Genomic DNA, 23,978 nt, shown 5'->3' with positions numbered 1-23,978 from the left:
CGCGCCCCGGCCCGGCGCATAGCGAAACCATGGCAGAAGAAGCGGACGTAACCGCGCTCTCGTTCGAGGAAGCGCTGAAGGAACTGGAGCGCATCGTCGCGCGGCTGGAGAGCGGCGAGGCGCAGCTCCAGGAAGCGATCGACCTCTATGAACGCGGCGACCGGCTGCGCCGCCAATGCGCCGCGCGGCTCGATGCCGCCCAGGCGCGGATCGAAGCGATCCGTACCGACGCCGAAGGGCGGGCCGCGGGCACCGCACCCTTCGCCGCCGGCTGAACCACGCCATGGCGCACGCCTCCCTCGCGCTGCAGGCGGCGCTCAAGCAGGTCTCGGCGGAAATGGACCGCCAGTTCGACCTGCTGCTGGCGATTCCCTCCGATCCGCGCGAGGGGCTGTACCGCGCGATGCGCCATGCCGCGATCGGCGGCGGCAAGCGGCTGCGCCCGCTGCTCGTCTCCGCCACCGCGCAACTGTTCGGCGTCGACAGGACCTGCATCGCCCGCACCGCGCTCGCGCTGGAATGCATCCATGTCTATTCGCTGATCCATGACGACCTGCCGGCGATGGACGATGACGATATGCGCCGCGGCAAGCCGACGGTGCACCGGGAATTCGACGAGGCGACTGCAATCCTGGCCGGCGACTGCCTGCATGCGCTCGCCTTCGAAGTGATCGCGGACGAGCGCACCCATCCCGATCCCTTTGTCCGCATCGAACTGTCGGGCACGCTTGCCCTCGCCGCCGGCCCGGCCGGCATGGCGGGCGGGCAGATGATGGACCTGGAGGCCGAGAAGGCCAGCTTCGACCTCGCCACCGTCACCCGGCTGCAGGCGATGAAGACCGGCGCGCTGATCAGCTGCGCGGTGGAGAGCGGCGCGATCCTGGGCCGGGCGCCGCAGGAAGGCCGCACGGGCCTGCGCGGCTATGCCCGCGATATCGGCCTCGCCTTCCAGATCGCCGACGACATCCTCGATGCCGAGGGCGACGAGGCGCTGGTCGGCAAGAAGCTGCACAAGGACGGCGCGGCGGGCAAGGAGACCTTCCTCTCGCTGCTCGGCATGGACCGCGCACGGGCCCAGGCGCGGATGCTGGTCGAGCAGGCGATCGCGCATCTGAAGCCCTATGGCGCCGAGGCCGATCTGCTGCGCGATATCGCCCGCTATACATTGGAACGCGACCGGTGACTTATTCTTGCCGTCATCGCGACGGAGGAAAGGACCTATGACTGTACGCACCGGCGTCTATCCCGGCACCTTCGATCCGATCACGCTCGGCCATATGGACATCATCCGCCGCGGCGCGAAGCTGTGCGACCGGCTGGTGATCGGCGTGACCACCAATCCCTCCAAGAACCCGATGTTCACCGTCGAGGAGCGGATGGAGATGGTGAAGCGCGAAGTGGCGGGGATCGCGGGCGAGATCCATGTCGTCAGCTTCGATTCGCTGCTGATGGACTTTGCCGAGCGCGAGGGCGCCAGCATGATCGTCCGCGGCCTGCGCGCCGTCGCCGATTTCGAATATGAATATCAGATGGCCGGCATGAACCAGCAGCTGAACAGCCGGATCGAGACGGTCTTCCTGATGGCCGATGTCTCGCTCCAGCCGATCGCCAGCCGGCTGGTCAAGGAAATCGCGCTCTATGGCGGCGATATCCGCAAGTTCGTGCCGGCCGCCGTCCATGCCGAGATGACCGCGCGCATCGCCGTGATCGGTCGCAAAGGGAGTGGTTGAGGCCACGCTATTGGTCTAGAGCGCCTGTCGAGGGTGTATATCCGAGTGGGGAATTTGATGCGTTTGTTTGCCGCACTGGCCGCCACGGCCCTGATGATGTTCGCCACGCCCGCCCTTGCCCAGGGCGGCGGGGGCAAGGCCCGCAAGCCGGTCGCCGAGCCGCTCAAGGGCGTGAGCGCGGAGGATGTGAACAGCATCCATCCCGCGGTGGTGCCCGCGGATCCGGCCGAGACCTGGGTGCTCGACCTGTCGACCGGCGGTCGCGTGCTGATCCGGCTGCGCCCCGATGCCGCGCCCAAGATGGTCGAGCGGATCAAGACGCTCACTCGCCGGCATTTCTATGACGGGCTGACTTTCCACCGCGTGGTCGACGATCCCTATTACATGGCGCAGGGCGGCGATCCCAAGGGCAACGGCACCGGCGATTCCGACCTGCCCAACGTGCCGGCCGAGTTCAACAACCTGCCGCACGTGCGCGGCACCGTCGCCGCCGCCCGCCGCGGCGCGCCGGACCATGCCACGCCCGCGCAGAAGACCGAGGCCGAGAACAGCGCGAACAGCCAGTTCTACATCATGATGGCGCCCAAGCTCGCCTTCGATCACGATTATACCGTGTTCGGCCGGGTCGTTGCCGGCATGGAATGGGTCGACAAGATCGAGCGGGGCGAGCCGCCGGCCAATCCGACGAAGATCGTCCACGCCTATATCCAGTCCGACAACCCGCCGCCCTATGCCAACCTGCCGGCCGATGCCCCCAAGGCACTGCCGCCGGGCGAAGTGAAGGCGACGCTGCCGCAATAACGCGCGCCGGCCCCGGCGGAAACGTATCCGTGAACGTAGACCTTTTCGACTTCGAGCTTCCGAACGACCGGATCGCGCTGCGCCCCGCCGCGCCGCGCGATTCGGCGCGCCTGCTCGTCCTCGACGGCGCCGAGACACGCGATCTGCGCGTCACCGACCTGCCCGGCCAGTTGCGGGCCGGCGATTGCCTGGTGTTCAACGACACCCGCGTGATCCCCGCCCAGCTCGAGGGCATGCGCGGAGAGGCCAGGATCGGCGCCACGCTCCACAAGCGCGAGGGGCCGCGCCGCTGGCGCGCCTTCATCCGCAACGCCAAGCGGCTGCGCGCCGGCGACACGATCGATTTCGGCCAGGGCGTCACCGCCACGGCCGGCGACCGCGCCGAGGACGGCAGCTTCGCGCTCGACTTCCAGGGCGACGAGCCGGTCGAGCTGCTGCTGGCGCGCTGCGGCCGCATGCCGCTGCCGCCGTACATCGCCTCGAAGCGCCCCACCGATGCGCGCGATGCCGATGACTACCAGACGATGTTCGCGAGCGCGCCCGGCGCGGTGGCGGCGCCGACGGCGGCGCTCCACTTCACGCCGGAGCTACTCGCCGCGCTCGACGCAGCCGGCATCGGCCATAGCATGCTGACCCTCCATGTCGGCGCGGGCACTTTCCTGCCGGTCAAGGCCGAGGACACGGCGGACCACAGGATGCATGCCGAATGGGGCTGCATCGACCAGGCCACCGCCGACCGCCTCAACGCCGTCCGCGCCGGTGGCGGCCGCGTGATCGCGGTGGGCACCACCAGCCTGCGCCTGATCGAGAGCGCCGCGGACGAGGACGGGCTGATCCGCCCCTTCGAAGGCGACACCGCGATCTTCATCACCCCGGGCTATCGTTTCAAGGGCGTGGACGGACTGGTCACCAACTTCCACCTGCCGCGCTCGACGCTGTTCATGCTGGTTTCTGCGCTGATGGGGCTGGAGCGGATGCAGGCGGCCTATGCGCATGCGATCACAGAGGGGTATCGGTTCTATTCCTATGGGGATGCGTCGCTGCTTTTGCCGTGAAAGAGACCTTCGGCAGCGGCGCCCGCATCGCCGACAGCCCGGTCAAGCGACGGATCGTGACGCACACCTTGTGTGGGACTGCCCCCATATCCGCGGGGCCCGCATCCTCCTACCTATTTTCTAGATTGCTGCCGGGAACTTATGAAATCACCTTGCATGCCACGGAAGAACATAATCTGGATACGGGCTTCCCCCCCGCCCGCCGCGATCGGCCGCAGCCTCGAACGAATTTGCCCCCGATTGAAAACCGTTGAGAAGATATAGAGGCAGGAAGGCCAGGCCAAGGTTTTGGTATTGATACGTGTGCGATTGTTCATGATCGCCCGTACGAATTACGTTTATTCTATTGAAATCTCGATATTTTGATCCTGAATACCCAGTGTCATCGGTACCCGGCTCTATTGAACCCGCATAGAGTTGGACATTCCCAAGTGTAACGGCACCGCTGCCTCCAAATATCAGGCGACCATCGCGGGCCTGACCAATGCCACCGCCAATGAACTGGATAGAATTATCCTCGAACCTAAGTTTAACGTCATTTCCTGCCAGCAAACCCATTCCCATGTTTAGCAAGCCTATCGCGCTTCCTACTATTGTTATAGGCAGAGCGTTTATCTTACCAAGAATATCTATCACGCCACCTAAGGCTGGCGGTGAACCAGCATCGGCACTGGAGACCCTTATATCTTCAACCGAAGGAATGACACCCTTAGAATCTATATACTTATTGATCCGCTCGCCGAGCGTCTCGCCGATGACCTGAGGAAGCGTCCTCAAGAGATTGTCACCGAAACTTGTGCCGGTCAGAAGCGATCTCGCGGCCGCCTCCCCTATCCCTTGCGCCATGCTCTTCCCGACTTCCTGGACATCCCCCGGAAGTCGTTTGAACCAACTGTCGGACGGACCGTCGGGGATTCGGCCCTTGATTTCCGCTGTCAGTGCAGAGCCAATGCTCGCGGCTCCAAACCCGGCCCAATCGAACTTGTCCTGCAATCCAGTGACGATGCCGACGCCCTGGGTCACGCCATTGATCGCCGCCCCTCGCACGACGTTCCCGAGGAACTCACTGCCCCGCATCGCCCCATCGAGGCCGCGTTGCGCAAACTCGGCCTGGAGGCCTCCGCTTACACCGCCACCGATCGCCGCGAGTGCCACACCCTTCCAGCTGAACCTGTCCTGCAGACCTGTCGCTAGGCCAAAGCCCTGACTGGCAATGCTGCCGGCTGCCGCACCGACGGCCCCGGCGGTCGCCGCGCCAGCGGTCGCGCCAAGCGCATTCGCGAAGAAGGTCGCCGTCGCCCCCTTGGTGACAAAGGTCACCACCACCGCGATCACCACCATGATGATCGTGCCGAGCACGCCGCCGCATTTCTTCTTCTTCGGCTTGGCGGCCGGCTGCGGCGTGGTCGGGCTGGTGTCGCCCAGCGCCTCGAGCGGGTCATAGGGATTGAAGGTGCTCGCGGTGTTCGAATTGCGCAGCACGCCCGAGGGGATGACCAGCTGCTGCCCCTCGATCAGCGCGCCCGACGCCGTCATGCCATTGGCTTCGGCCAGGCGGAACCAGAGCGAAGCGTCGCCCCATAGCTGGGCCGCGATCGATTGCAGCGTGTCGCCCGACTGCACCGTGTAGCTGCCGCCCGCGCCGCCCTGCGTGTAGCTGGTGATCGGCGAATAGCTCTGGTCGAAATCCACCTGCGAGACGGAAGTCGTCGAACCCAGGCGGAACGGGCCGGTGCCGATCGCCGCCGTCCGATTGGTGATCGAAACCTGGTAGCTGGTCTCGAAAGTGCCGTTGTTGCCGAGATAGCCGTGCTGCTCGCCGCCGAAGCGATACCAGATCTCGTGCGGATCGCCCTGGCTGCCATTGTTGTCGGCTTCGTCGCGGCGGATCACCTGGCCGGCCATGTCGTTCACGAACGTCACGGTGCGCGGGCGACCGTCGGCGATTCCCACCGACGTCAGCTGCCCCCAGGCATTGCTGTAATAGGTGCTGGTGAAGACCGTGGCCTTGGTGATGTCGGCCCGGTACCGGGTGGCCGACTGGACGGCACCGCCATACCAGACGAAATCATTCTCGGTCCGCGAGGTGGGCTGCGCGGCGCCGTTGCGGGTATTGGTGGCATCGATGGCAACCACCGCGCCCAGCGCATAATTGCCGCCGGTGCCGAAATCATAGGTGTTGACGGTGGTGTAGGTGTCGCTGCCCTGCAGCCCCGACACGGTTTCGCGATAGAGCTGGCCCTTGGGGTTATATTCGAGCAGCCGGTCATAGACGACGCCGGTGCCGTTGCCGGAATAGTCGGTCTGCCGGGTCAGCCGCCCCAGCCCATCATATTGGTACAGTGCCGCCAGCCGCTCGGCGGCGGTGCCCAGCTTGATCTTCACGGTCTTCAGATTGCCGAGCGCGTCATATTCATAGCGCTCGGCCTGATCGGCATTGGTCACCCAGCGGGTCGCCTGCACGCGCTGGCCCGCCGCGTCATAGAGCATGTCGATCCCGGTCGTGCTCCGGACGATCTGGCCGCTCACCAGCGCGCCCTGGCTCGTCACCACGCGATTCATGCTGTCATAGCGATACCATCGGTCATCGGTCGTCGCCGCGGACGAGCGGTTCCCCTGGGCATCGAGCGTGTAGTGCAGCGCCCGCACATGGCGCACATTGCCGACCGCGTCGTACCAGTAGCTCGTCGTCGATGCCGCCACGGCGGTGCCCGCCTCGACGATCTGCGTCAGCCGGCCGAGGATATCGTAGGTGGCGGTCGCGTTGCGATAATCCTTGCGAAGGTTCGTCTGGTAGCGGCTGTTCTCCGAATATTGCTCGAGCGTCAGATTGCCCCACAGATCATAGCCATAGGTCGTGGAACGATCGGTCACCGGCGTCCCGCCGCTCTGGCCGGTGGTGACGATGCGGCCGACCCAGCCGGTATTGAGATAGGTGTAGGTGAAGGCGTCGCTGCCCGCCGGCGCGCTGGTCACTATCCGGCCGGCACGGTCATAGGTGAAGGTGTAGACGTGCCCGCCCAGATCCTTGCGGTACACGTCATGGCCGAAGAAATCGGTGTGCTCGACCAGCGTGCGGCCATTCGCATAGGTGGTGGTGCTCACCCAGCCGCCGACCGTCTCGGTACCGGGCGTCGCCATGGTGGAGCGCCATTCATAGCTGATGGTGGTGGTGTCGCCGCCCATCGCGATCGTGCGGACCACGCGCCCCTGCGCGTCATAGTCGGTCGCGTCGAAGACGGTCGCGCCAAGCGCTCCCGTCCAATGCCTGAGGCGCCGGCCGAGCATGTCATAGGAGTAATAGTCGGTCTCATAGCCCCGTACCGAGGCGATAAGCCGGCCCATGCCGTCATAGGTCATGGTCGAGACGCGGCTGATCTCGTCCGTCGTCCGGCGCAGGTCGCCGAACTGGTCATAATCGTAGCGCACGACGCCGCCATCGGGATGGAATTCCGCCGTCACGAGCGGATCCGTGCCGCCATAGCCGCTGCCCGCGAGCAGCAGGCGCGTGTTCACGCCGCCATTCGCATCGCGCACGCCGACCAGCCGTCCGGAAAGATCGTAATAATAGGTCTCGGTCGGGCGGACGTTCGTCAGGGCCCCATTCTCGCCCTGCACCTGCACCTGCGCCTGGGAAATCCAGAGCGAGCGGCCCATCGTGCTGTAGCCATAATAGGTCTCGCGCCCGTTGACGGACTGATAGACCAGCTCGCCGAACGCATTGTAGGTGCGGCCGTCCTGCTGGTCGGCAAGCGTGCCGGCCATGTCGAGCTCGCGCCGGGGCATGAGCGCGTAGAGGAGCTCGCCACGCCCGCTATAGGACCTGATCGTCGCATTGATGCCATCGACCAGCGTCGCGCCGACCTGATAGGTGCCGTTGCGCGTGGCCATCGCCAGCACCTGATCGAGCGTCTTGCCGGCCAGATCGGCGCCTTCGCTCTCGATCACCAGCGTCTGGTTGCCCGCGCGATCATACACATAATAGCGCCACACGCCGTCGCCCTGGTTGGTCCGCCAGAGCCGCCCCGCGGCATCATAGGCGAACAGCACCTGCGCTCCGCCGTTCACGCCGGTCGCGATGATCTGCCCGAAGGCGTTGTAGATCGTGTCCTGCGCATCGGTCCGCACCCAGGCGCTGCCGGTCCAGACGCCGACGGTCCGCTGGGTCACCCGTCCGAGCAGGTCGTACCGGTAGAGAATGCCCTCGCTCGCCTGCGTCCCGTCGGATTTCACCCGGACATAGGTCTGGGTGACGACATTGCCGGACAGGTCATAGGTGTAGTTGGTGGTGCCGTTGGCGGCATCGGTCATGCTGAGCAGACGGCCGGCGGTGCCATAGCTGTATTTGGTGAGGCGATCGTTCGCCGCGAGCGTGATGTTGCCCTGGCGGGTGAGGGTCAGGTCGCCAAAGCCGTTATAGTAATAGCGGACCGTCGGCGAATGGCTGGCGGCGACCGCGCCGTCGGTGCCGGCATAGGTGGAGCGGGTTTCCTGAATCAGCCTGCCCGCCACATCATAGGTGTAGGTGACCGCGTCGCCGGTGGCCTCGGTCTTGCGGATGAGCCGGCCGAGGACGTCATAGAGATAGCGCACGGTGGAATCGGTCGGCGCCTGGCCGAGCGCGCCGCTGGCGCCGACCGTCCACGCGACGACGTTCCGCCGCGTCTCGCTGAGGCGCCGGCCGACGCGATCATAGGTGAACACCGTCTCGCGATCGTCCACGGTCGTGGCGATCGCGGGCGGCGTCGCGCCGGGCGTGACGGTCAACACCGTCGCGTACCGGCGCTCGGCCAGCACATTGCCTTCCGCATCCAGGACCCAGCTGGTGAGATAGAGGCTGCGGTCCACCTCCGCGACCTTGCGGCCCAGCCGGTCGAAATAGGACCAGCTGCTCTTGCCATTGCCGTCGGCGGTGCGGATCAGATTGCCGCCGGCGTCGTAGACATTGGTCGTGACGATGTCGTTGATGCCGGTGTCGTAGCCCGATCCGTTCCAGGCGCCGACCCGCACGCCCGCGATCCGGGTGGTGACCAGCCGGTTGAGCTGGTCATAGCCAAAGAAGGTCTGCCGCACCAATCCGTCCGGCGCGGCGGGGGGCGCGCTGGGGCGCGGCGCGGGCGGACCGCCGGGATAGGTGAACGCCTGGAGGAACTGGTTTTCATAGACCCGGCTCTCGGCCAGGTTGCCATTGGCATCGTAGCTCCAGGCCGAATAGACGCCTTCCGCGTTCAGCTCGACGATCTTGCGGTTGCGCTTGTCATAATAGCTGAAGACGCGCCCGCCATTGGCCTCGATCGTCTCGATGAGATTGCCCCGCGCGTCGTAGCGGAAGCGGCGGGTCGGCACCTCCAGCGTGGTGCTCATGTGATCGGACTGGCTGACGACCAGGACGGCGTCGCCTCGCGTCTCGATCAGGCGGTTGTTCCGGTCATAGACATAGTTGGTCGTGCGCTGCTCGGGCAGATATTCGCCTTCGACCATGCGGGTCCGGTTGCCATACGCGTCATAGGTGAAGCGCGTGACGACGCTGGAGGCGACCTGAACCCCGTTCGAATCCTGGGACGGGATCATCCTGGTCTTCCAGGCGACGAGGCCGCGCCGGTCATAGCCCGTGAAATCGAGCCAGGTGACTCCGTCGAAGCGGGAGATCTCCTCCCCGAAGACGTTGCGGCCGATCGACTCCAGCCTGCCCTCGGCATCGGTCAGGGTGAGGAGCGCTCCCCGCCGATCATAGGTCATCCGCGTGACGGCATCATTGGCGCCGGGCGCGCCGCCCCGGGCGGCGCGGCGAATGACTTCGATCAGGTCGCCGAACATCGAATAGCGATTCTCGGTGACATAGTTCTCGGCATCGCGGACGCGCACGACATTGCCGAGCGCGTCATAGCTCTTCTCAGTGACGTTCCCGAGCGGATCGGTGATCCGGACGGCGTCGCCGAACCCGTCATATTCATAGCGCGAGACGCCGCCGAGCGCATTGGTCTCGCTCAGCAGCAGGTTGCGCTTGTCATAGGTGCGCGTGGTGACCCCGCCCTTCGGATCGGTGACCGACAGGATGTTGCCGAAGCCGTCGAGCCCATAGCGCGTGGTCGCCTGGTCGGCGGTGCCATAGGCATCGATGCGCGCGATCAGCCGGCCCGCACCGTCATAATCGAACCGCGTCTGCACCTCGTCCGACGTGCCGTACGCGACGATCTCGGCGCGGACCGAGCCGTCGGGATTATATTCGAGGTGGCGGCGCGCGCCTTCGCCGTCCCAGCTGTCGACAAGCCGCCCGCGCGCGTCATAGGCGTAGGTCAGCGCCGTCGCGCTGGCGCCGAGCTGCGCCCAGACTCCGGCGGCCACGGTCTCGTCGCTGGCGGAGATGCGCGCGGGCCAGCGCCGCACCAGGGTCAGGTTGCCGCGAAAATCATAGCTGTTGCCGGTGACATAGCCTTCGCCGTCCACGGCGTAGATCAGCTCGCCGCGGACATTGTAATAGCTGCGCGCGACGCGATTCTGGGGATTGCCCTGCTGCGTCTCCGCCCATTCGCCGATCACGCCGGGATGCGGGAGCGCATCGGCGGCGTAGCGGATGGCATAAGCGGTGGTGCGGACGACGCGGCCGAACGCGTCATGCTTGTAGCCGGTGACCGCGCCCTCAGGATCGATCGAATAGGCGAGCTGGCCGGACGCGTCGTAGATCGACCAGGTCACGCGGACGCCCGACCAGCCGGGGGCGCCGAGGCGCGGAAGCACCGCCTCGATCTCGCCGAACCCGCTCGGCATGAAGGCGATGGCGCCATATTCGATCCGCGCCGTCTGCCGGCCCGCCGAATCATAGCGATAGCCGGTCACCCGATCGCCCGCGTCGATCACGTAGCGGAGCTGGCCCAACCCGTCATAGGCGTAGCGGGTCCGCTGGTTGCCGGCGCTGTCCTGGATGCTGCCTCGGATCTCGTCGAGCGACGCCGCGCCGCGCAGGCTCGCCGCCGCCGCGGTCGCATAGGCGATCTCCTCGATCTTCCGGCCTGCCGCGTCGTAGCGGATCGTGGTGAGATATCCCTCTCCGTCGAGCGTGCCGATCTGGCGCCCCGCACGATCATAGAAGGTTCGGACCGAGGCATAGGTAGCGCCGAGCGCCAGCACTACCTGCTGGAAGGTCGGCGGCGTGGCCTTCCAGGAGTCGAGATTCGCTTGGCTGACCGCGGCCGCATAGCGTTGGCTATCGACGATCTGGCCGGCGCGGTCATAGCCGTAGATGGTGACGCCGCCGCTTCCGTCGATGGCCGCGCCGAGCCCTGATTCATTGTACACCCGCAACGACCACAGGTCGTCGATACCGGTCGCCGGGCGAATCTGCGCGGGATCGATTGCGGCGAGGGGATCGTCGAGCGCGGCGAGCGCGGCCGCACCGACCCGGCCGTCATAGCGGATCGTCACGATGAGCCGGCCGGCATTGTCGTAGCGATATTCGGTCATCTCGCCCAATGCCGAGATCTCGGCAATGACGTGCCCCGCGCTATCGTAGAGCCAATGCTGCTTGCCGCCATCCTCATCGATCGTGGTGCGCAGCCTGCCGAGCCGGTCGTAGCGATAGGCTACCGTCCGGTACCTCCCCTCGATCACGTCCTCCTCTGTCGAGAAGAGCAGGTTCCCGGCGGCGTCATAGGTCATGGTCCGGACCATGCCGCCGTCTTGCGTGACGACCCTTCGCCCCTGCGCGTCGAGGAAAGTGACGCGGGAGATGTCGCCGTCACCACTGTTCGACATCACCGTGCGACCCAACCCGTCATAGGCATAGGTCTCGGCGCGCTCGCCGCTACGGGCGCGCATCAGCAGCCGGCCCGCGGCGTCATAGGCATAGACGGTGCGGATATCGGCCGAGGATGCGAGCGGCACGCCGGCCGAAGTGGCGGCGGCATAGCTGATCGTGGCGATCAGGTTGCCGCGAACATCGTAGCGGTTGGAGGTGATCCGGACCGAGCTCAGGTCGGCGATGCCGGCGCGCCAGGCGTTCATCTGCGCTTCGCTCGGCGCCGCATCCCGGGCAAGCCCGCTTATGTCGAAACGCTGCTCGGGATATTCGATCGTGTCGGTGCGCTGGCCATAATCGTCGTAGCGATATTCCGTGACGCCGCCTTCCGCGTCGATCCGGTAGCGCAGATGCAGCTCGGCATCATAGACGTAGCGCGTGGCCCGGATGACGGGATCCTGCCCTCCCCCCGCCAGATTCTCCCATTCGGTGAGAATCTCGTTGCGCGCGCCGAAGCTGCGGGTGACCGTGCGATAGCTCGGGATCAGGGTGGTCGCCTGCCGGTGCCCGAGCGCATCATAGGCATAGGAAACCGTATTGCCGAGCGGATCCACGATCCCCCCGAGCAACATCGTCCACCAATTGACGCCGTTATAGAAGAACCGCGTGACCTGGCTGGCGCCGCCGGGGCGGAGCGGAGGCGCCACGATGCGCGTGAGCCAGGCCCCCTCATATTCCATCCGAGTGACCTGGCCCAGCGGGTCGGTGATCGCGGTGTAGCCGTTCAGGGCGGCGTCGGCGCTATAGGCGAGAGTGGTCGACCGGGCCTCGCCCGAGATCACCTGGGTCACCCGGGTGACTCGGCCCATCGCGTCATAGTCGAATTCGACCCGCGATCCGTCGGGCTGGGTGATCGAATCGATCAGCTGGGATTTGTAGCGATAATTGTAGGTGGTGATGTAGACTTGGCCGTCCTCGATGCTTCCGTCCTCGGGCGAAAGATCGACGATCACCTGCGAGAGGCGGTTCGCCGTGTCGTAGCGATAGCGCACGCGCGTGAGCGATGTGGGGCCCTGATCCTCGTTCTCGAAGCCGGTGACGAGCTCGACGAGATTGACGCCGTCCCATCCATATTGGACCCAGCCGCCATCCGCGGTCGTGACCCTGACCAGCTGCGCACCGTCATAGGTGAAGGTCAGGCTGTTGCCGTCGGTGTCGGATTGCGCGACGAGCCGCCAGCGGTTTCCATATGCCCCATAGCGTTCGGTGACTTGCGTCTCGCCATCGGTCCACAGCCACTCGCCATTGCGCAGGACCAGCGTGTCGAAGCCGCCCATCGGGTCACCGGCGATATAGGCCGCGCTGGCCGCGTCCCAAAGATAGGTGACGCTCGAGCCGTCGCCCGCGACTCGCCGGACCGCGTTGGCGAGTCCCTGCTCCCATTCGACATAGCGATCGGTGTTGAGCCGCCACTTGTCGCCATTGTCGTCCGAGGGGGCGCCGAGCCCGTTGTAGATGCGCTCGATGGCGAGATCGGGCCCGCGCCCGACAAGGAACTCGTCCTGCTGATGGATCACCAGATTGCCGGTCGCGGCGTTGACAAGCACCTGTTCGCCGGCGCGCCCCAGCGCGGCCGAGCCCAGCAGCCCCGCCGACCCGATGATCCGACCCGAGCCGAACGCGAGCCCGACGTCCCGTCCAGAGAAAATCGCCACCATCGCCTGACGTCCCCCGACGCAAGATGCGTATCTGAGGTAGTCGGAGATTTCCGGTGAGAGTTTAGCCCCAATGCTTCCAAAATGGATGCTGACGCGCGCATCGCCGACCGGCGACGACACCCGTCCGCCCGGCGCGGAGCGGGCCCTAGGCGACGCGATGCCCCACCTTCGCCACAGATTGCGGCTTGGGTGCCGGCGCGGCGCCGTCCTCGCCGCGAATCGGAAGGATCCTCATGCGCCTGTTGTTCGCCCTCGCGGCCCTGATCGCGACTCCCGCCTTCGCGCAGGAGCGGACACGCATTCCCACGCCCGAGGGCAACAGCGCCGCGCCGATCGGCGCGAGCACCACCCAGCAGCCCGCCTTCACCGTGATCGTCGAGCCGGTGGCGATGATGATCGCCGCCTTCGATGCGGACGGCGACGGCAAGGTGACTCGCGCCGAGTTCGACGCGGGGCTCAAGCACAGCTTCGACGTGGTAGACACGCAGCACCAGGGCTGGTTGGGCTATATCGCCTATTCGGACTGGCAGGAGCGCTGGATGGGGGATCGCAACACCGTGCCCAGCCCCTTCGAAGTGGATCGCGACGGCGACAACAAGGTGAGCTTCGCCGAGCTGGCGGAGCGCTTCGACCTGCTCTTCAAGCGATTCGACGCGGACAAGAACGGCGTGATCGAGCGCAAGGAACTGGTCACCATCCGCCCGCAGGCCATGCCGGGTCCAGGCATGGGCCGGGGCAAGAAGGGCCGCGGCCGGAATTGATGTCCTAGCATCACATGCCGGGACACGGCTAAGAGCGGAACCATGGGCGCGCATCACGACCATAACCACAGCCATAATGGCCATAGTCACGCGCCCGCGGACTTCGGGCGCGCCTTCGCCATCGGCACGGTCCTGAACCTCGGCTTCGTCCTCGTCGAAGGCGCGGCCGGCTTCCTCACCCATTCGATGGCGCTGCTGGCGGATGCCGGGCACAATCTGTCGGACGTGCTCGGGCTGCTGATCGCCTGGGGCGGCGCCGAGCTCGCCAAGCGCCCAGCCTCGCCGCGCTTCACCTATGGCCTGCGCGGGTCGTCGATCCTCGCCGCGCTCGCGAACGCGGTGCTGCTGTTCGTCGCGGTGGGCGCGATCCTGCTGGAGGCGATCCAGCGCCTTTCGGAACCGCGCGACATTCCCGGCGTGACGGTGATGATCGTCGCCGGCGCCGGCATCGTCATCAACTTGGGCACCGCGCTGCTCTTCGCCCGCGGGCGCAAGGGCGACGTCAACATTCGCGGCGCCTATCTCCACATGGCGGCGGACGCGGCGGTCTCGGCGGGCGTGGTGATCGGCGCCGCGCTGATGCTGCTCACCGGCGCGGAATGGATCGACCCGGTGGTCAGCCTCCTCATCGTCGTCGTCATCCTGTGGAGCACCTGGGGCCTGTTCACCGAATCGCTCACCATGGCGCTGCAGGCGGTGCCCAAGGGCATCGATTCGGCGGCGGTGGAGGCGGCGCTGGCCGAGCTGCCCGGGGTCAGCCGCGTCCATGACCTCCATATCTGGCCGATGAGCACCACCGAGGCGGCGCTGACCGCGCATCTCGTAATGCCGGAGGGCCATCCCGGCGATGGGTTCCTGATCGCACTGCAACATCGGCTGGCGCATGACTTCCGGATCGATCATACGACCGTTCAGATCGAGTTGGGGGACGGGGCGGAATGTCGCATGCATGGGAATGGACACGCGCATGACTGACGCGTCGCCCATCCGGCTGGTGATCTTCGATTTCGACGGCACGCTCTCCGACAGCGGAGACTGGTTCCTGTCGGTGGTCGACGAGCTGGCGCGCAAGTTCCGCTTCCGCACCGTCCAGCCGGACGAAGTGGACATGCTGCGCAACAAGAGCTCGCGCGACGTGATCGCGTTCCTGGGCATCTCCAGGTGGAAGCTGCCGCTGATCGCGCGCCACGTGCGCCGGCTGGTCGGGCGCAACGCCCACCAGATCGAGCTGTTTCCGGGCACGCCCGACCTGCTCGAGCAGATCGCCGCCACCGGCGTGAAGATCGCGCTGGTCACTTCCAATGCCGAGGCCAATGTTCGCAAGATCCTGGGCCCCGAACATGCGGCGCGGATCGATTGCTTCGCCTGCGGCTCCTCGCTGTTCGGCAAAGCGCCCAAGTTCCGCCGGGTACTCAAGAAGATGGGGGTGAAGCCCGGCGAGGTGCTGGCGGTGGGAGACGAGACCCGCGACATCGATGCCGCGCGCGAGGTGGGCATGCGCGCCGGATCGGTGCTGTGGGGCTATGCCGCGGAAGAGCTGCTGATCGCGATGCGGCCCGACGTGCTGTTCCGCACGCCGCAGGACATCATCGAGCACGTCGCCGCGCGTCGCTGAGGGGCGATGTCATATCGTAGCAGGGGGAAGGGAATGCGGCCGCAATCGATCGTGCTTTTCGAGCGGATCACCTTCGCGGCATTGCTCGCGAACCTGCTCGACGGCGCGCTCAAATGGGATGCGACGCGCGATCACATGGCGAAGGTAAGCGCCAATCCGGCAGCCCTGCTCATGCTGGTGTTCGCCGCCTGGTTCATGGTGGCCGCCTTCCTCACGCTGCAGATCTCCCGGTGGCGGAGCAATGTGGCGATGTGGATCAGCATCGCATTGTTCTTCTTCGGCCTGCCCATGACGATCATTCCCTTCGTCAACGGCACGGCAAGCGATTCGCAGGTGATCCCGGCGCTGGCGACGCTGGCCCAGATCTTCGCCTATGGCTTGCTGTTCACTCCCAGCGCGACTCGCTGGATGGAAGGCAGGCCGGAAATCTCCCCCGAAATCTTCCGCTGACCCGCCAAAGCCACCCTCGCGGTCGTTGAACTCGCGGCCCCCGTCTGTAGAGTGACGGGCATGGAACGACTGCGTTGGACCTGGATCTGGCTTCCGCCCTTCGCGGGCGCGGCCAGCATACTCTTCGGCGGCGTGGTCGACATCCCGCCGCTGCTGCTCGGCCTGGTGCTGATCATCACCGTGCTGGCCGCGGTCCACCATGCCGAGCTGATCGCGCACAAGGTGGGCGAGCCCTTCGGCACCTTCCTGCTCGCGCTGGCGGTGACGGTGATCGAGGTGGGCCTGATCCTCACGCTGATGCTGCAGGGCAAGTCCGGCGCGGAAACGCTCGCGCGGGACACGGTCTTCTCGGCGGTGATGATCATCCTGAACGGCCTGATCGGCGCGTTCATCCTGCTCGGTGCCCTGCGCCACCGCGAGCAGAGCTTCCAGCAGGTCGGCGTCAGCGCCTCGCTGGCGACGCTGTGCACGCTGACCGTGCTGACCCTGGTGCTGCCCAATTTCGCTGCCTCGGCCGGCCCCTTCTACGCGCCTTCGCAGCTCGCCTTCGTCGCGATCGTCTCGCTGCTGCTCTATCTCACCTTCGTCGCCGTGCAGACCGTGCGCCACCGCGACTATTTCCTGCCGCCGAACGAGGAAGCCGCCGACCTGGAGGCGCATGCCCCGCCGCCGAGCGGGCGCCAGACGCTGCTGTCGGGCGTGCTGCTCACCGCCTGCCTCGTCGAAGTGGTGCTGGTCGCCAAGGCGCTCGCGCCCGCGATCGAGGACGGCGTCGCCGCCGCCGGCGCCCCGCACGCGGTGGTGGGCGTGGTGATCGCGATGCTGGTGCTGCTGCCGGAGAGCGTGGCGGCGGTGCGCGCGGCGATGGCCAACCGGCTGCAGACCAGCCTCAACCTCGCGCTCGGCTCGGCGCTGGCCACCATCGGCCTCACCATCCCGGCGGTGGCCGTGCTGTCGCTGTCCCAGGGCCTGCCGCTGGCGCTGGGCCTCGATTCGCGCGGCATCGTCCTGCTTTCGCTCACCCTGCTGGTGACCACCCAGTCGCTCGCCACTGCGCGGACGACGGTGCTGCAGGGCGTGGTGCATCTCGTCATCTTCGGCGTGTTCGTCTTCACCACCCTCGTGCCCTGACCAGCCGGCCGATCGCACCGGGGGTGAAGCCCGGCGCAGAAATACTTGACTCAATCAATTATATCCGTGCAGTCTCGCGGCATGGAACAGGCCATCGAACAATTCCGCGCCTTCAACCGGGCGCATACCCGCTTCGCCGCAGTGCTCGCGCCGCGCTACATGGACAGCGAGATGGGCGTCGCCGAGGCGCGGCTCCTCTATGAGATCGCCGGCCGCCAGCCGGTGCTCGCGATCGAGCTGCAGGAGGTGCTCGGGCTCGACGCGGGCTATGTCAGCCGCGCGGTCAAGCGCTTCGAGGAGCGCGGCTGGGTTGCCCGGGCGCGCGGTACGGAAGATGCGCGCCGGCGCCCGATCGCCCTGCTCCCCGCCGGCCGGACGGCATTCGACGCACTCGACGCGGCCACGCGCGCACACAGCCGCCGCCAGCTCGAATCGCTGGGCCCCGGCGGCGGCCCGCTCCTCGGCCACCACCTCGCCGCGGCGCGCGCGCTGATCGAGGGCGGCGCGGGCAGCTGGACCATCCGCACGCTCCGCACGGGCGACATGGGCATGATCGCCAGCCGCCAGGCGACCTTCTATGCCGAGCATTATGGCTGGGAGCGGCCGATGGAGCTGCTGCTGGGCGACGTCACCACCGGCTTCCTGCGCGACTTCAAACCTGGCCGGGAGCAATGCTGGGTCGCCGAGCGCGGGGGCGAGATGCTCGGATCGGTGATGCTCGCCGATGGCGGCGGGGGCGTCGCCAAGCTGCGCCTCCTCTATGTCGAGGGCCATGCGCGCGGGCTGGGCATCGGCGACGCGCTGGTCCGCAACTGCATCGCGTTCGCGCGCGACGCCGGCTATGCGCGGCTCGACCTGTGGACCCACACGATCCTCGCGAGCGCGCGGCGCATCTATGCCGCGCAGGGCTTCGAGCTGGTCGACAGCGCCACCCACACGATGTTCGGCGAGCCGGTGATGGGCGAGACCTGGTCGCTCGACCTCAGCCGAGATGCACCGCCAGCCACACCGTAGCGCGGTCCCCGGCGGTCCAGGTCACCCAATGCCTGCGGCCCCGCTCGATCAGCAGATGATCTCCCGGGCGCAGCACGCGCTCGCCCTCGTCCCCGATGCGCAGCCCCGCCGCGCCCTCGAGCAGCAGCACCCATTCGTCCCAGTCCTGCACCATGGGGGCGTCCTCCGGAGTCGCCTGCCCCCGCGAGACGATGCGCTCGATGCGGATGCCGGGGCGCCGCAGCAGCGCGGTGAAGACTTCGCCCGCGCCGGCATCGGGCAGGTCGGCGAGAAGGTTCGCGATCATCCCCCGCCGTTGCGCTCCCTGGCCAAAGGAGGCAAGGGCTCGCACATGCCCCGTTTCGAGTTCACCATCCACGCCACCGACGGCAAGGCGCGCCTTGGCACCATCGCGATGCAGCGCGGCGAGATCCGCACGCCTGCCTTCATGCCGGTCGGCACCGCCGCCACCGTCAAGGCGATGAAGCCCGCCGAGGTCCGCGCCGCCGGCGCCGACATCATCCTGGGCAACACCTATCACCTGATGCTGCGCCCCGGCGCCGAGCGCGTCGCCCGGCTGGGCGGCCTGTACGCGTTCATGGGCTGGGACCGGCCGATCCTGACCGATTCGGGCGGCTATCAGGTGATGAGCCTGGCGGACCTGACCACCCGCAGCGAGGAAGGCGTCGCCTTCAAGTCGCACCTCGACGGCTCGCGCCACATGCTGAGCCCCGAGCGTTCGATCGAGATCCAGCGGCTGCTCGGCAGCTCGATCACCATGGCGTTCGACGAGCTCGTCCCCACCACTTCCACGCGCGAGGTGCAGGCCGCGGCGATGGAGCGGTCGATGCGCTGGGCGAAGCGCAGCCGCGACGCCTTCTTCGCCGCCGAGGACCATGCCGCGCACAACGCCATTTTCGGCATCCAGCAGGGCGCGCTCGACGAAGGGCTGCGCAAGGCTTCGGCGGATGCGCTGCTCGACGTCGGGTTCGATGGCTATGCCGTCGGCGGCCTCGCGGTCGGCGAAGGCCAGGAAGCGATGTTCGGCGTGCTCGACTTCGCGCCCGGCCAGCTCGACGCCGCCAAGCCCCGCTACCTGATGGGCGTCGGCAAGCCCGACGATATCGTTGGTGCCGTCGAGCGCGGGATCGACATGTTCGACTGCGTGCTGCCCACCCGCTCGGGCCGCACCGGCCAGGCCTTCACCCGCACCGGCCCGATCAACATCCGCAACGCCAGGTTCGCCGAGGATCAGGGGCCGCTCGACCCCGAATGCCCCTGCCCCGTCTGCGCCACCTGGAGCCGCGCCTATCTCCACCATCTCGTCCGCGCCGGCGAGATCCTCGGCGCGATGCTGATGACCGAGCATAATATCTGGTTCTACCAGGTGCTGATGCAGGATTTGCGCGCCGCGATCGGCGACGGCCGGCTCACCACATTCGCGAACGGCTTCCGCGCTTCCTACCATGGCGGACGGGATTAGGTTGAGGACTCATTCTGTTATTTCGTCACCCCGGCCTTGAGCCGGGGTCCCGCTGCCTCGCTAACGGAAGAAGAAGCGGGATCCCGGCTCAAGGCCGGGATGACGATGGGAATCAGATACTTGTTCGAGTTCATCCGGCCTAGCATGGCCCACGCAACCGGAAGGGGGATTTGATGCTGCTGATGCTCCGCTTGCTTTCGCTGGTCGTCGGGGGCTTCACTGCCTGGCGCGTGCTGGGCGGCCAGATGACCAGCACGCTGTTCAAGGTGCCCGATCTTGCCGTGGGCGCGGTGATGGTGCTTGCCGCGCTGATCCCGAACAGGGGCGCGGCGCCGGCGCTGGTCGCCGCCAATGCCTATGCGTTCGGCGTCTTCTCGGTCGCGCTTGCGGGCTATCTGGTGCCGAGCAAGCCGGTCGAGCCGCTGCTGATTGCCGGGATGGCAGCCAATCTGGTCGTGATCCTGCTGCTCCTGCCCAGGCTCGGCGGCAGCGGCCATTAGGGTAAAAATTACCTTCACCATCAAGTGTTTCGCCTTGGGACGCCGGGAAATCCGGGGGCGCGGGGGGCGCTGGAATCGGCTATTGCCGCGCGCGGGGAACAGGCCCCGGCGGAGTAGGCGCAACTTTGTTCTGGCGGCGTTTCTCGAAGATGCAGGCACGCGGGATCGCGGCGGCGCTTGTCGCGTCGCTGATCGGCGCCGGCTTCTCCGCCCAGGCGCTGGCCCCCGCCAGCAAGCCGAAGGCCGAGCCCAGGCCGGTCGTCACCGGCTATGAGGCCGAGGATCATTTCCCCGGCGCCGCCTTCTATTATGCCGTCGACGACGATGCCGCGGTAGGCGCCGGCACGACGGGCACGGCGAAGCTTCCCGACATGCCGATTCCCGCGGACGCGGCGGATGCGCCGGTCGACGGATCCATCCAGCCGGCGCTGCCCTTCCATCTGGCCGGCAGCGGCATGGACAAGGCACGCGCGCTCCAGTGCCTGACCACGGCGATCTACTATGAAGCGGCGAACGAGCCCGCCGACGGGCAGCGCGCCGTTGCGCAGGTGATCCTCAACCGGGTGCGCCATCCGGCCTTTCCCGCCACCGTGTGCGGCGTCGTGTTCCAGGGATCGGAGAAGCGCGGCTGCCAGTTCAGCTTCGCCTGTGACGGCGCGATGGACCGCGCGCCCGTCCGCGCGGCCTGGGACCGCGCCAGCCGCGTCGCCGCCGCCGCGCTCGCCGGCCAGGTATTCGCCCCGGTCGGGATGGCCACGCACTATCACACCTATGCGGTCACCCCGGTATGGAACCGCGGCCTGGTGATGACCGGGGTGTTCGGCGCGCATTTCTTCCATCGCTGGAAGGGGTGGTGGGGCACCGCCGCCGCCTTTCGCCAGCCCTATCGCGGCAGCGAGCCGCTGCCCGAGCCGCATGTGCGCACCGATCTTGCCGCGGTGATCGCCCCCATGGTGCCCATGCCGACGCCGATGCCGGTGCCGGCAATGCCAGGCAAGGCCGCCGCGCCGATCGCGACGCCGCGCGAGAGCATCCAGCCGGCCTATGCCCAGAGCGGCACGCCGATCGGCAGCTATGCGCCCCGGCCCCAGCCCGCCGCCACGCCTGCGGATGATGGCGAATCGCAAATCCTCGACAAATGGAAGGACAGCGGCAAGCCGCTGCGCTGAACGAATACGGCAACGGGCTCCACCTTTCGGCAGAGCCCGTCCCGGTCGGGTTCCCCCTGGGGGATCAGGGAAGGGGAACCTGCTAGGTTGAGAACTTATATTCTTCCTTCGTCACCCCGGCCTTGCGCCGGGATGACGGCAGAAAATCAGATACTTGCTGGGATTGTCGGCCCAGTCCTCACCAGCGACGCTCGCGATCGTGCTTCTGGACGCGGATGCGCGCCGAAAGGGCATCGAAGCGACGATCGAGGTCACGGCGCTCGGCGAGCGTCAGCCCGGGGCGCGAGCGGCGATACTGAGCCTCGAGCCGGGCCAGGCTGTTGAACTCGGCGCGCAGGCGAGCCGCCTCGCTGCGGCTGAGCTGGCCCGAGCGCACGCCCTGGTTGATGCGGGCCTCGAGATTCGCCTGGCGGCCGTTGATCGACTGCCACGCCTGATAGGCGGGCGCCGGATGCGGCGCGGCCATCGCCGCGGTCATCGGAACGGCCGAAGCGGCGATGCCGAGGCCGGCCAGCATCAGGGTCAACTTGTTCATTTTACGCTCCTCTTTTTCAAACCGGGCCGCCCCTGCGGCCTGAAACCGGTTATGGGGAGCGGCTGTCGCATGCTTGTCCCCAACCCCGTGCATTTGTGTCGCAAGCTGTCGTGCGCGCGGAAGTTCCGTTCATCTTCGGGAGCACGCCGCTCCGGCGCGGCGACCCGAGGGTCGGTGGAATCGATTGACGCATATGGCAGCGTCTCTAGATTCCCGGCCGGAGATGAAGAGGAAGCAGATGGCGCTCTCGATTGCTGAACTGACGCTGGTCGAACAGCGCGTGACCAACGACGCGCCGAGCGTGGTCGTGGCCTATCTGCTCTGGCTGTTCCTCTGGTTCGTCAGCGCCCATCGCTTCTATCTGGGACGGCCGGTCTCGGCGATCCTGCAGATCCTGTCCTATTTCGTGCTGATCGGCTTCGTCTGGGTGCTGATCGACGCGCTGCTGATCCCCGGCATGATCCGCGCGCGGCAGGACGATATTCGCCGCGACATGATGCACGAGCTCGCCCGCTCCTGAGCGACTTGCCTCGGAATCCGGTGCGGACCTATCGGCCAGGTCGAGGACTCATCGTCGCCCCCACCGTCATCCCGGCCCTGCGCCGGGGTGACGGAGCAAGAATATGAGTCCCAGCCTAAGCCGCGATCAGCCGCTCGGCCTGGGCACGCGCCTCGTCGGTGATCTCGGCCCCGGAGAGCATGCGGGCGATCTCCTCGCGGCGCGCCACCGCGTCGAGCGGCGTCACTCCCGTGCGCGTGACCGTCCCGTCATGGCTCTTGGCGATGAGCAGGTGGCGGACGCCGCGCGCCGCCACCTGGGGGCTGTGCGTCACCACCAGTACCTGCGCCGTGTCCGCCAGCCGGGCCAGCCGCTCCCCGATCGCGCTCGCCACCGCGCCGCCGACCCCCCGATCGATCTCGTCGAAGATCAGCGTCCGCGCCCCGCCCTCCTCGGCCAGCGCCACCTTCATCGCCAGGATGAAGCGCGAAAGCTCGCCGCCCGAGGCGATCTTGACCAGCGGCGCGAAGGGGGCGCCCGGGTTGGTCGAGACTTCGAACTCGACCCGGTCCATGCCGAAGGACGACCAACTCGCCTCGTCCTGCGGCTCCACCACGGTGCGGAAACGCGCGGCGTCGAGCTTCAGGGGCTTGAGCTCGGTCGCCACCGCGGCATCGAGCCGGGCGGCGGCCATGGCGCGCAGCGCGGACAGTGATTTCGCCGCGTCGGCATAGGCCCGGTGCGCGTCGGCCACCGCTGCCTCGAGCCGTGCGATCCCTGCCCCGCCGCTCTCGACCCGCTCGAGCCGGCCGGCCAGCGCCTCGAGCAGCGCCGGCAGTTCGTCGGGCTGGGCCCGGTGCTTGCGCGCCAGCCCGCGCAGTTCGAACAGCCGGGCCTCGTCCGCCTCGAGCGCGGCGGGGTCGAAGGCCAGTGCCTCTGCGGCGGCATCCACCCGGTCCTGCGCGTCGGCGGCCTCGGTGATCGCCCGGTCGATCGCGGCGAGCGCCTCGGCGAGCGCCTCGTGATCCCCGGCGATCCGCTCCAGCACGCGCGCGGCCTGGCGGAGCTGGCTCAGCCCCCCTTCCGAACCGTCGAGCAATTCCGCGATGCCCTGCAGCTCGCCTGCGATCTTCTCGCCGCGCTGCATGGCGGCACGGCGCTCGGCCAGCACCGCCTCCTCGCCCGCTTCCGGAGCAAGGGCACGCAGCTCCGCGACGGCATGCTCCAGCCATTCGCGGTCGCGCTCGGCCAGGTCCTGCTCGGCCCGCGCCACCGCGAGCGCCGCCTCGGCATCGCGCCAGGCCCGGTGGGCGATCGCCACCGGGCCGGGATCGCAACGCCCAAAGGCGTCGAGCAGCGCGCGGTGGCCACGCGGATTGAGCATCCCGCGATCGTCATGCTGGCCATGGATCTCCACCAGATGCGGCGCCAGCTCGCGCAGCAGGCCGGCGGAGGCCGGCTGATCGTTGAGAAAGGCACGGCTGCCGCCATCGGCCTTCACGATGCGCCGGACGATCAACGGCTCGCCCGGCTCCAGCTCCAGCCCGTTCTGATGAAAGAGATTGGCGACCTCGCCGTCCCGCGCCGGCACGTCGAAGGTCGCGGTCACCACTGCCTGCGCCGCGCCCTGGCGCACCAGCCCCGTCTCGCCGCGTGCGCCCAGCGCCAGCCCCAGCGCATCGAGCAGGATCGACTTGCCCGCCCCGGTCTCACCGGTGAGCACGCCGAGCCCCGCCCCGAACTCCAGGTCGAGCGCCTCGATCAAAACGACGTCGCGAATGGCCAGCGCAGTCAGCATGCGCC

At 67.3% G+C, this 23,978-nt stretch carries 19 protein-coding genes; 15 read left to right on the top strand and 4 right to left on the bottom strand.

Annotation, left to right across the window (positions count from 1 at the left end; all coding sequences use genetic code 11):
• Nucleotides 1–29: 29 nt before the first annotated feature.
• The 5 genes from ACIQCS_RS00890 to queA are packed head-to-tail and all read left to right on the top strand — an operon-like array spanning nt 30 to nt 3,586.
• Nucleotides 30–275, top strand: a complete 246-nt coding sequence (locus ACIQCS_RS00890) for an exodeoxyribonuclease VII small subunit (protein ID WP_086128559.1) — start codon at nt 30–32, stop codon at nt 273–275.
• 8 nt (nt 276–283) lie between these two features.
• Nucleotides 284–1,183, top strand: coding sequence for a farnesyl diphosphate synthase (locus tag ACIQCS_RS00885; RefSeq protein WP_345850468.1), 900 nt, complete (start codon nt 284–286; stop codon nt 1,181–1,183).
• 37 nt (nt 1,184–1,220) lie between these two features.
• Nucleotides 1,221–1,730: a pantetheine-phosphate adenylyltransferase gene (gene coaD, locus ACIQCS_RS00880; protein WP_280280392.1), complete on the top strand. Its 510-nt coding sequence runs from the start codon at nt 1,221–1,223 to the stop codon at nt 1,728–1,730.
• A 57-nt stretch (nt 1,731–1,787) separates the two neighbouring features.
• Nucleotides 1,788–2,531: a peptidylprolyl isomerase gene (locus ACIQCS_RS00875; RefSeq protein WP_345850465.1), complete on the top strand. Its 744-nt coding sequence runs from the start codon at nt 1,788–1,790 to the stop codon at nt 2,529–2,531.
• Between the two features lie 29 nt (nt 2,532–2,560).
• A complete protein-coding gene (queA, locus tag ACIQCS_RS00870) occupies nt 2,561–3,586 on the top strand; it encodes a tRNA preQ1(34) S-adenosylmethionine ribosyltransferase-isomerase QueA (RefSeq protein ID WP_345850464.1) in 1,026 nt (341 codons plus the stop codon).
• 147 nt (nt 3,587–3,733) lie between these two features.
• Here the strand turns inward: queA and ACIQCS_RS00865 are convergent, their stop codons facing one another.
• The gene (locus ACIQCS_RS00865; protein ID WP_401529813.1) at nt 3,734–13,036 is read right to left on the bottom strand and encodes a LysM peptidoglycan-binding domain-containing protein; all 9,303 of its coding nucleotides are present in this window, start codon (nt 13,034–13,036) and stop codon (nt 3,734–3,736) included.
• A 236-nt stretch (nt 13,037–13,272) separates the two neighbouring features.
• Here ACIQCS_RS00865 and ACIQCS_RS00860 point away from each other — a divergent pair, with 236 nt between their 5' ends.
• The 6 genes from ACIQCS_RS00860 (at nt 13,273) to ACIQCS_RS00835 (ending at nt 18,010) form a co-directional block, all read left to right on the top strand.
• Entirely contained in the window at nt 13,273–13,800 is a 528-nt protein-coding gene (locus ACIQCS_RS00860) for an EF-hand domain-containing protein (protein WP_345850461.1), read from the top strand.
• A gap of 42 nt (nt 13,801–13,842) precedes the next feature.
• On the top strand, nt 13,843–14,775 hold the full coding sequence (locus tag ACIQCS_RS00855) for a cation diffusion facilitator family transporter (RefSeq protein WP_345850459.1): 933 nt from the start codon (nt 13,843–13,845) through the stop codon (nt 14,773–14,775).
• Nucleotides 14,768–15,415, top strand: a complete 648-nt coding sequence (locus ACIQCS_RS00850) for an HAD hydrolase-like protein (protein WP_345850458.1) — start codon at nt 14,768–14,770, stop codon at nt 15,413–15,415. The genes ACIQCS_RS00855 and ACIQCS_RS00850 overlap by 8 nt, the downstream gene beginning before the upstream one ends.
• Before the next feature lie 33 nt (nt 15,416–15,448).
• The gene (locus ACIQCS_RS00845; protein WP_345850457.1) at nt 15,449–15,865 is read left to right on the top strand and encodes a hypothetical protein; all 417 of its coding nucleotides are present in this window, start codon (nt 15,449–15,451) and stop codon (nt 15,863–15,865) included.
• A 60-nt stretch (nt 15,866–15,925) separates the two neighbouring features.
• Nucleotides 15,926–16,996: an ionic transporter y4hA gene (locus tag ACIQCS_RS00840; RefSeq protein ID WP_345850456.1), complete on the top strand. Its 1,071-nt coding sequence runs from the start codon at nt 15,926–15,928 to the stop codon at nt 16,994–16,996.
• An 81-nt stretch (nt 16,997–17,077) separates the two neighbouring features.
• On the top strand, nt 17,078–18,010 hold the full coding sequence (locus tag ACIQCS_RS00835; RefSeq protein WP_345850454.1) for a helix-turn-helix domain-containing GNAT family N-acetyltransferase: 933 nt from the start codon (nt 17,078–17,080) through the stop codon (nt 18,008–18,010).
• Here ACIQCS_RS00835 and ACIQCS_RS00830 read toward each other — a convergent pair.
• Nucleotides 17,979–18,296 (bottom strand): cupin domain-containing protein, encoded by a 318-nt coding sequence (locus ACIQCS_RS00830; RefSeq protein ID WP_187475479.1) that lies wholly within the window; start codon nt 18,294–18,296, stop codon nt 17,979–17,981. The two genes, ACIQCS_RS00835 and ACIQCS_RS00830, sit on opposite strands and share 32 nt — an antisense overlap.
• 45 nt (nt 18,297–18,341) lie before the next feature.
• On the opposite strand from ACIQCS_RS00830, the gene tgt reads away from it, so the two are divergent.
• From tgt to ACIQCS_RS00815, 3 genes are all read left to right on the top strand, one after another.
• The gene (gene tgt, locus ACIQCS_RS00825; RefSeq protein WP_345850452.1) at nt 18,342–19,472 is read left to right on the top strand and encodes a tRNA guanosine(34) transglycosylase Tgt; all 1,131 of its coding nucleotides are present in this window, start codon (nt 18,342–18,344) and stop codon (nt 19,470–19,472) included.
• Nucleotides 19,473–19,645: 173 nt separating this feature from the next.
• Nucleotides 19,646–19,972 carry a hypothetical protein gene (locus ACIQCS_RS00820; protein ID WP_187476889.1) on the top strand — a complete coding sequence of 109 codons (327 nt, stop codon included), beginning with the start codon at nt 19,646–19,648 and terminating at the stop codon, nt 19,970–19,972.
• 125 nt (nt 19,973–20,097) lie between these two features.
• Complete coding sequence (locus tag ACIQCS_RS00815) at nt 20,098–21,141, top strand: cell wall hydrolase (protein WP_345850450.1); 1,044 nt, start codon at nt 20,098–20,100, stop codon at nt 21,139–21,141.
• Between the two features lie 178 nt (nt 21,142–21,319).
• On the opposite strand, the gene ACIQCS_RS00810 is transcribed toward ACIQCS_RS00815, so the two are convergent.
• Nucleotides 21,320–21,676, bottom strand: a complete 357-nt coding sequence (locus tag ACIQCS_RS00810) for a hypothetical protein (RefSeq protein WP_167297863.1) — start codon at nt 21,674–21,676, stop codon at nt 21,320–21,322.
• 238 nt (nt 21,677–21,914) lie between these two features.
• Here ACIQCS_RS00810 and ACIQCS_RS00805 point away from each other — a divergent pair, with 238 nt between their 5' ends.
• Nucleotides 21,915–22,196: a TM2 domain-containing protein gene (locus ACIQCS_RS00805; protein WP_401529805.1), complete on the top strand. Its 282-nt coding sequence runs from the start codon at nt 21,915–21,917 to the stop codon at nt 22,194–22,196.
• A 115-nt stretch (nt 22,197–22,311) separates the two neighbouring features.
• On the opposite strand, the gene recN is transcribed toward ACIQCS_RS00805, so the two are convergent.
• Nucleotides 22,312–23,973 carry a DNA repair protein RecN gene (gene recN / locus ACIQCS_RS00800; RefSeq protein ID WP_345850447.1) on the bottom strand — a complete coding sequence of 554 codons (1,662 nt, stop codon included), beginning with the start codon at nt 23,971–23,973 and terminating at the stop codon, nt 22,312–22,314.
• Nucleotides 23,974–23,978 lie beyond the last annotated feature (5 nt).

This window comes from Sphingomonas sp. NPDC092440, assembly GCF_044754985.1.
Taxonomy (GTDB): domain Bacteria; phylum Pseudomonadota; class Alphaproteobacteria; order Sphingomonadales; family Sphingomonadaceae; genus Sphingomonas.
Note: the sequence above shows the minus strand (reverse complement) of the source record. Positions and strands in the feature narration are given on the sequence as shown.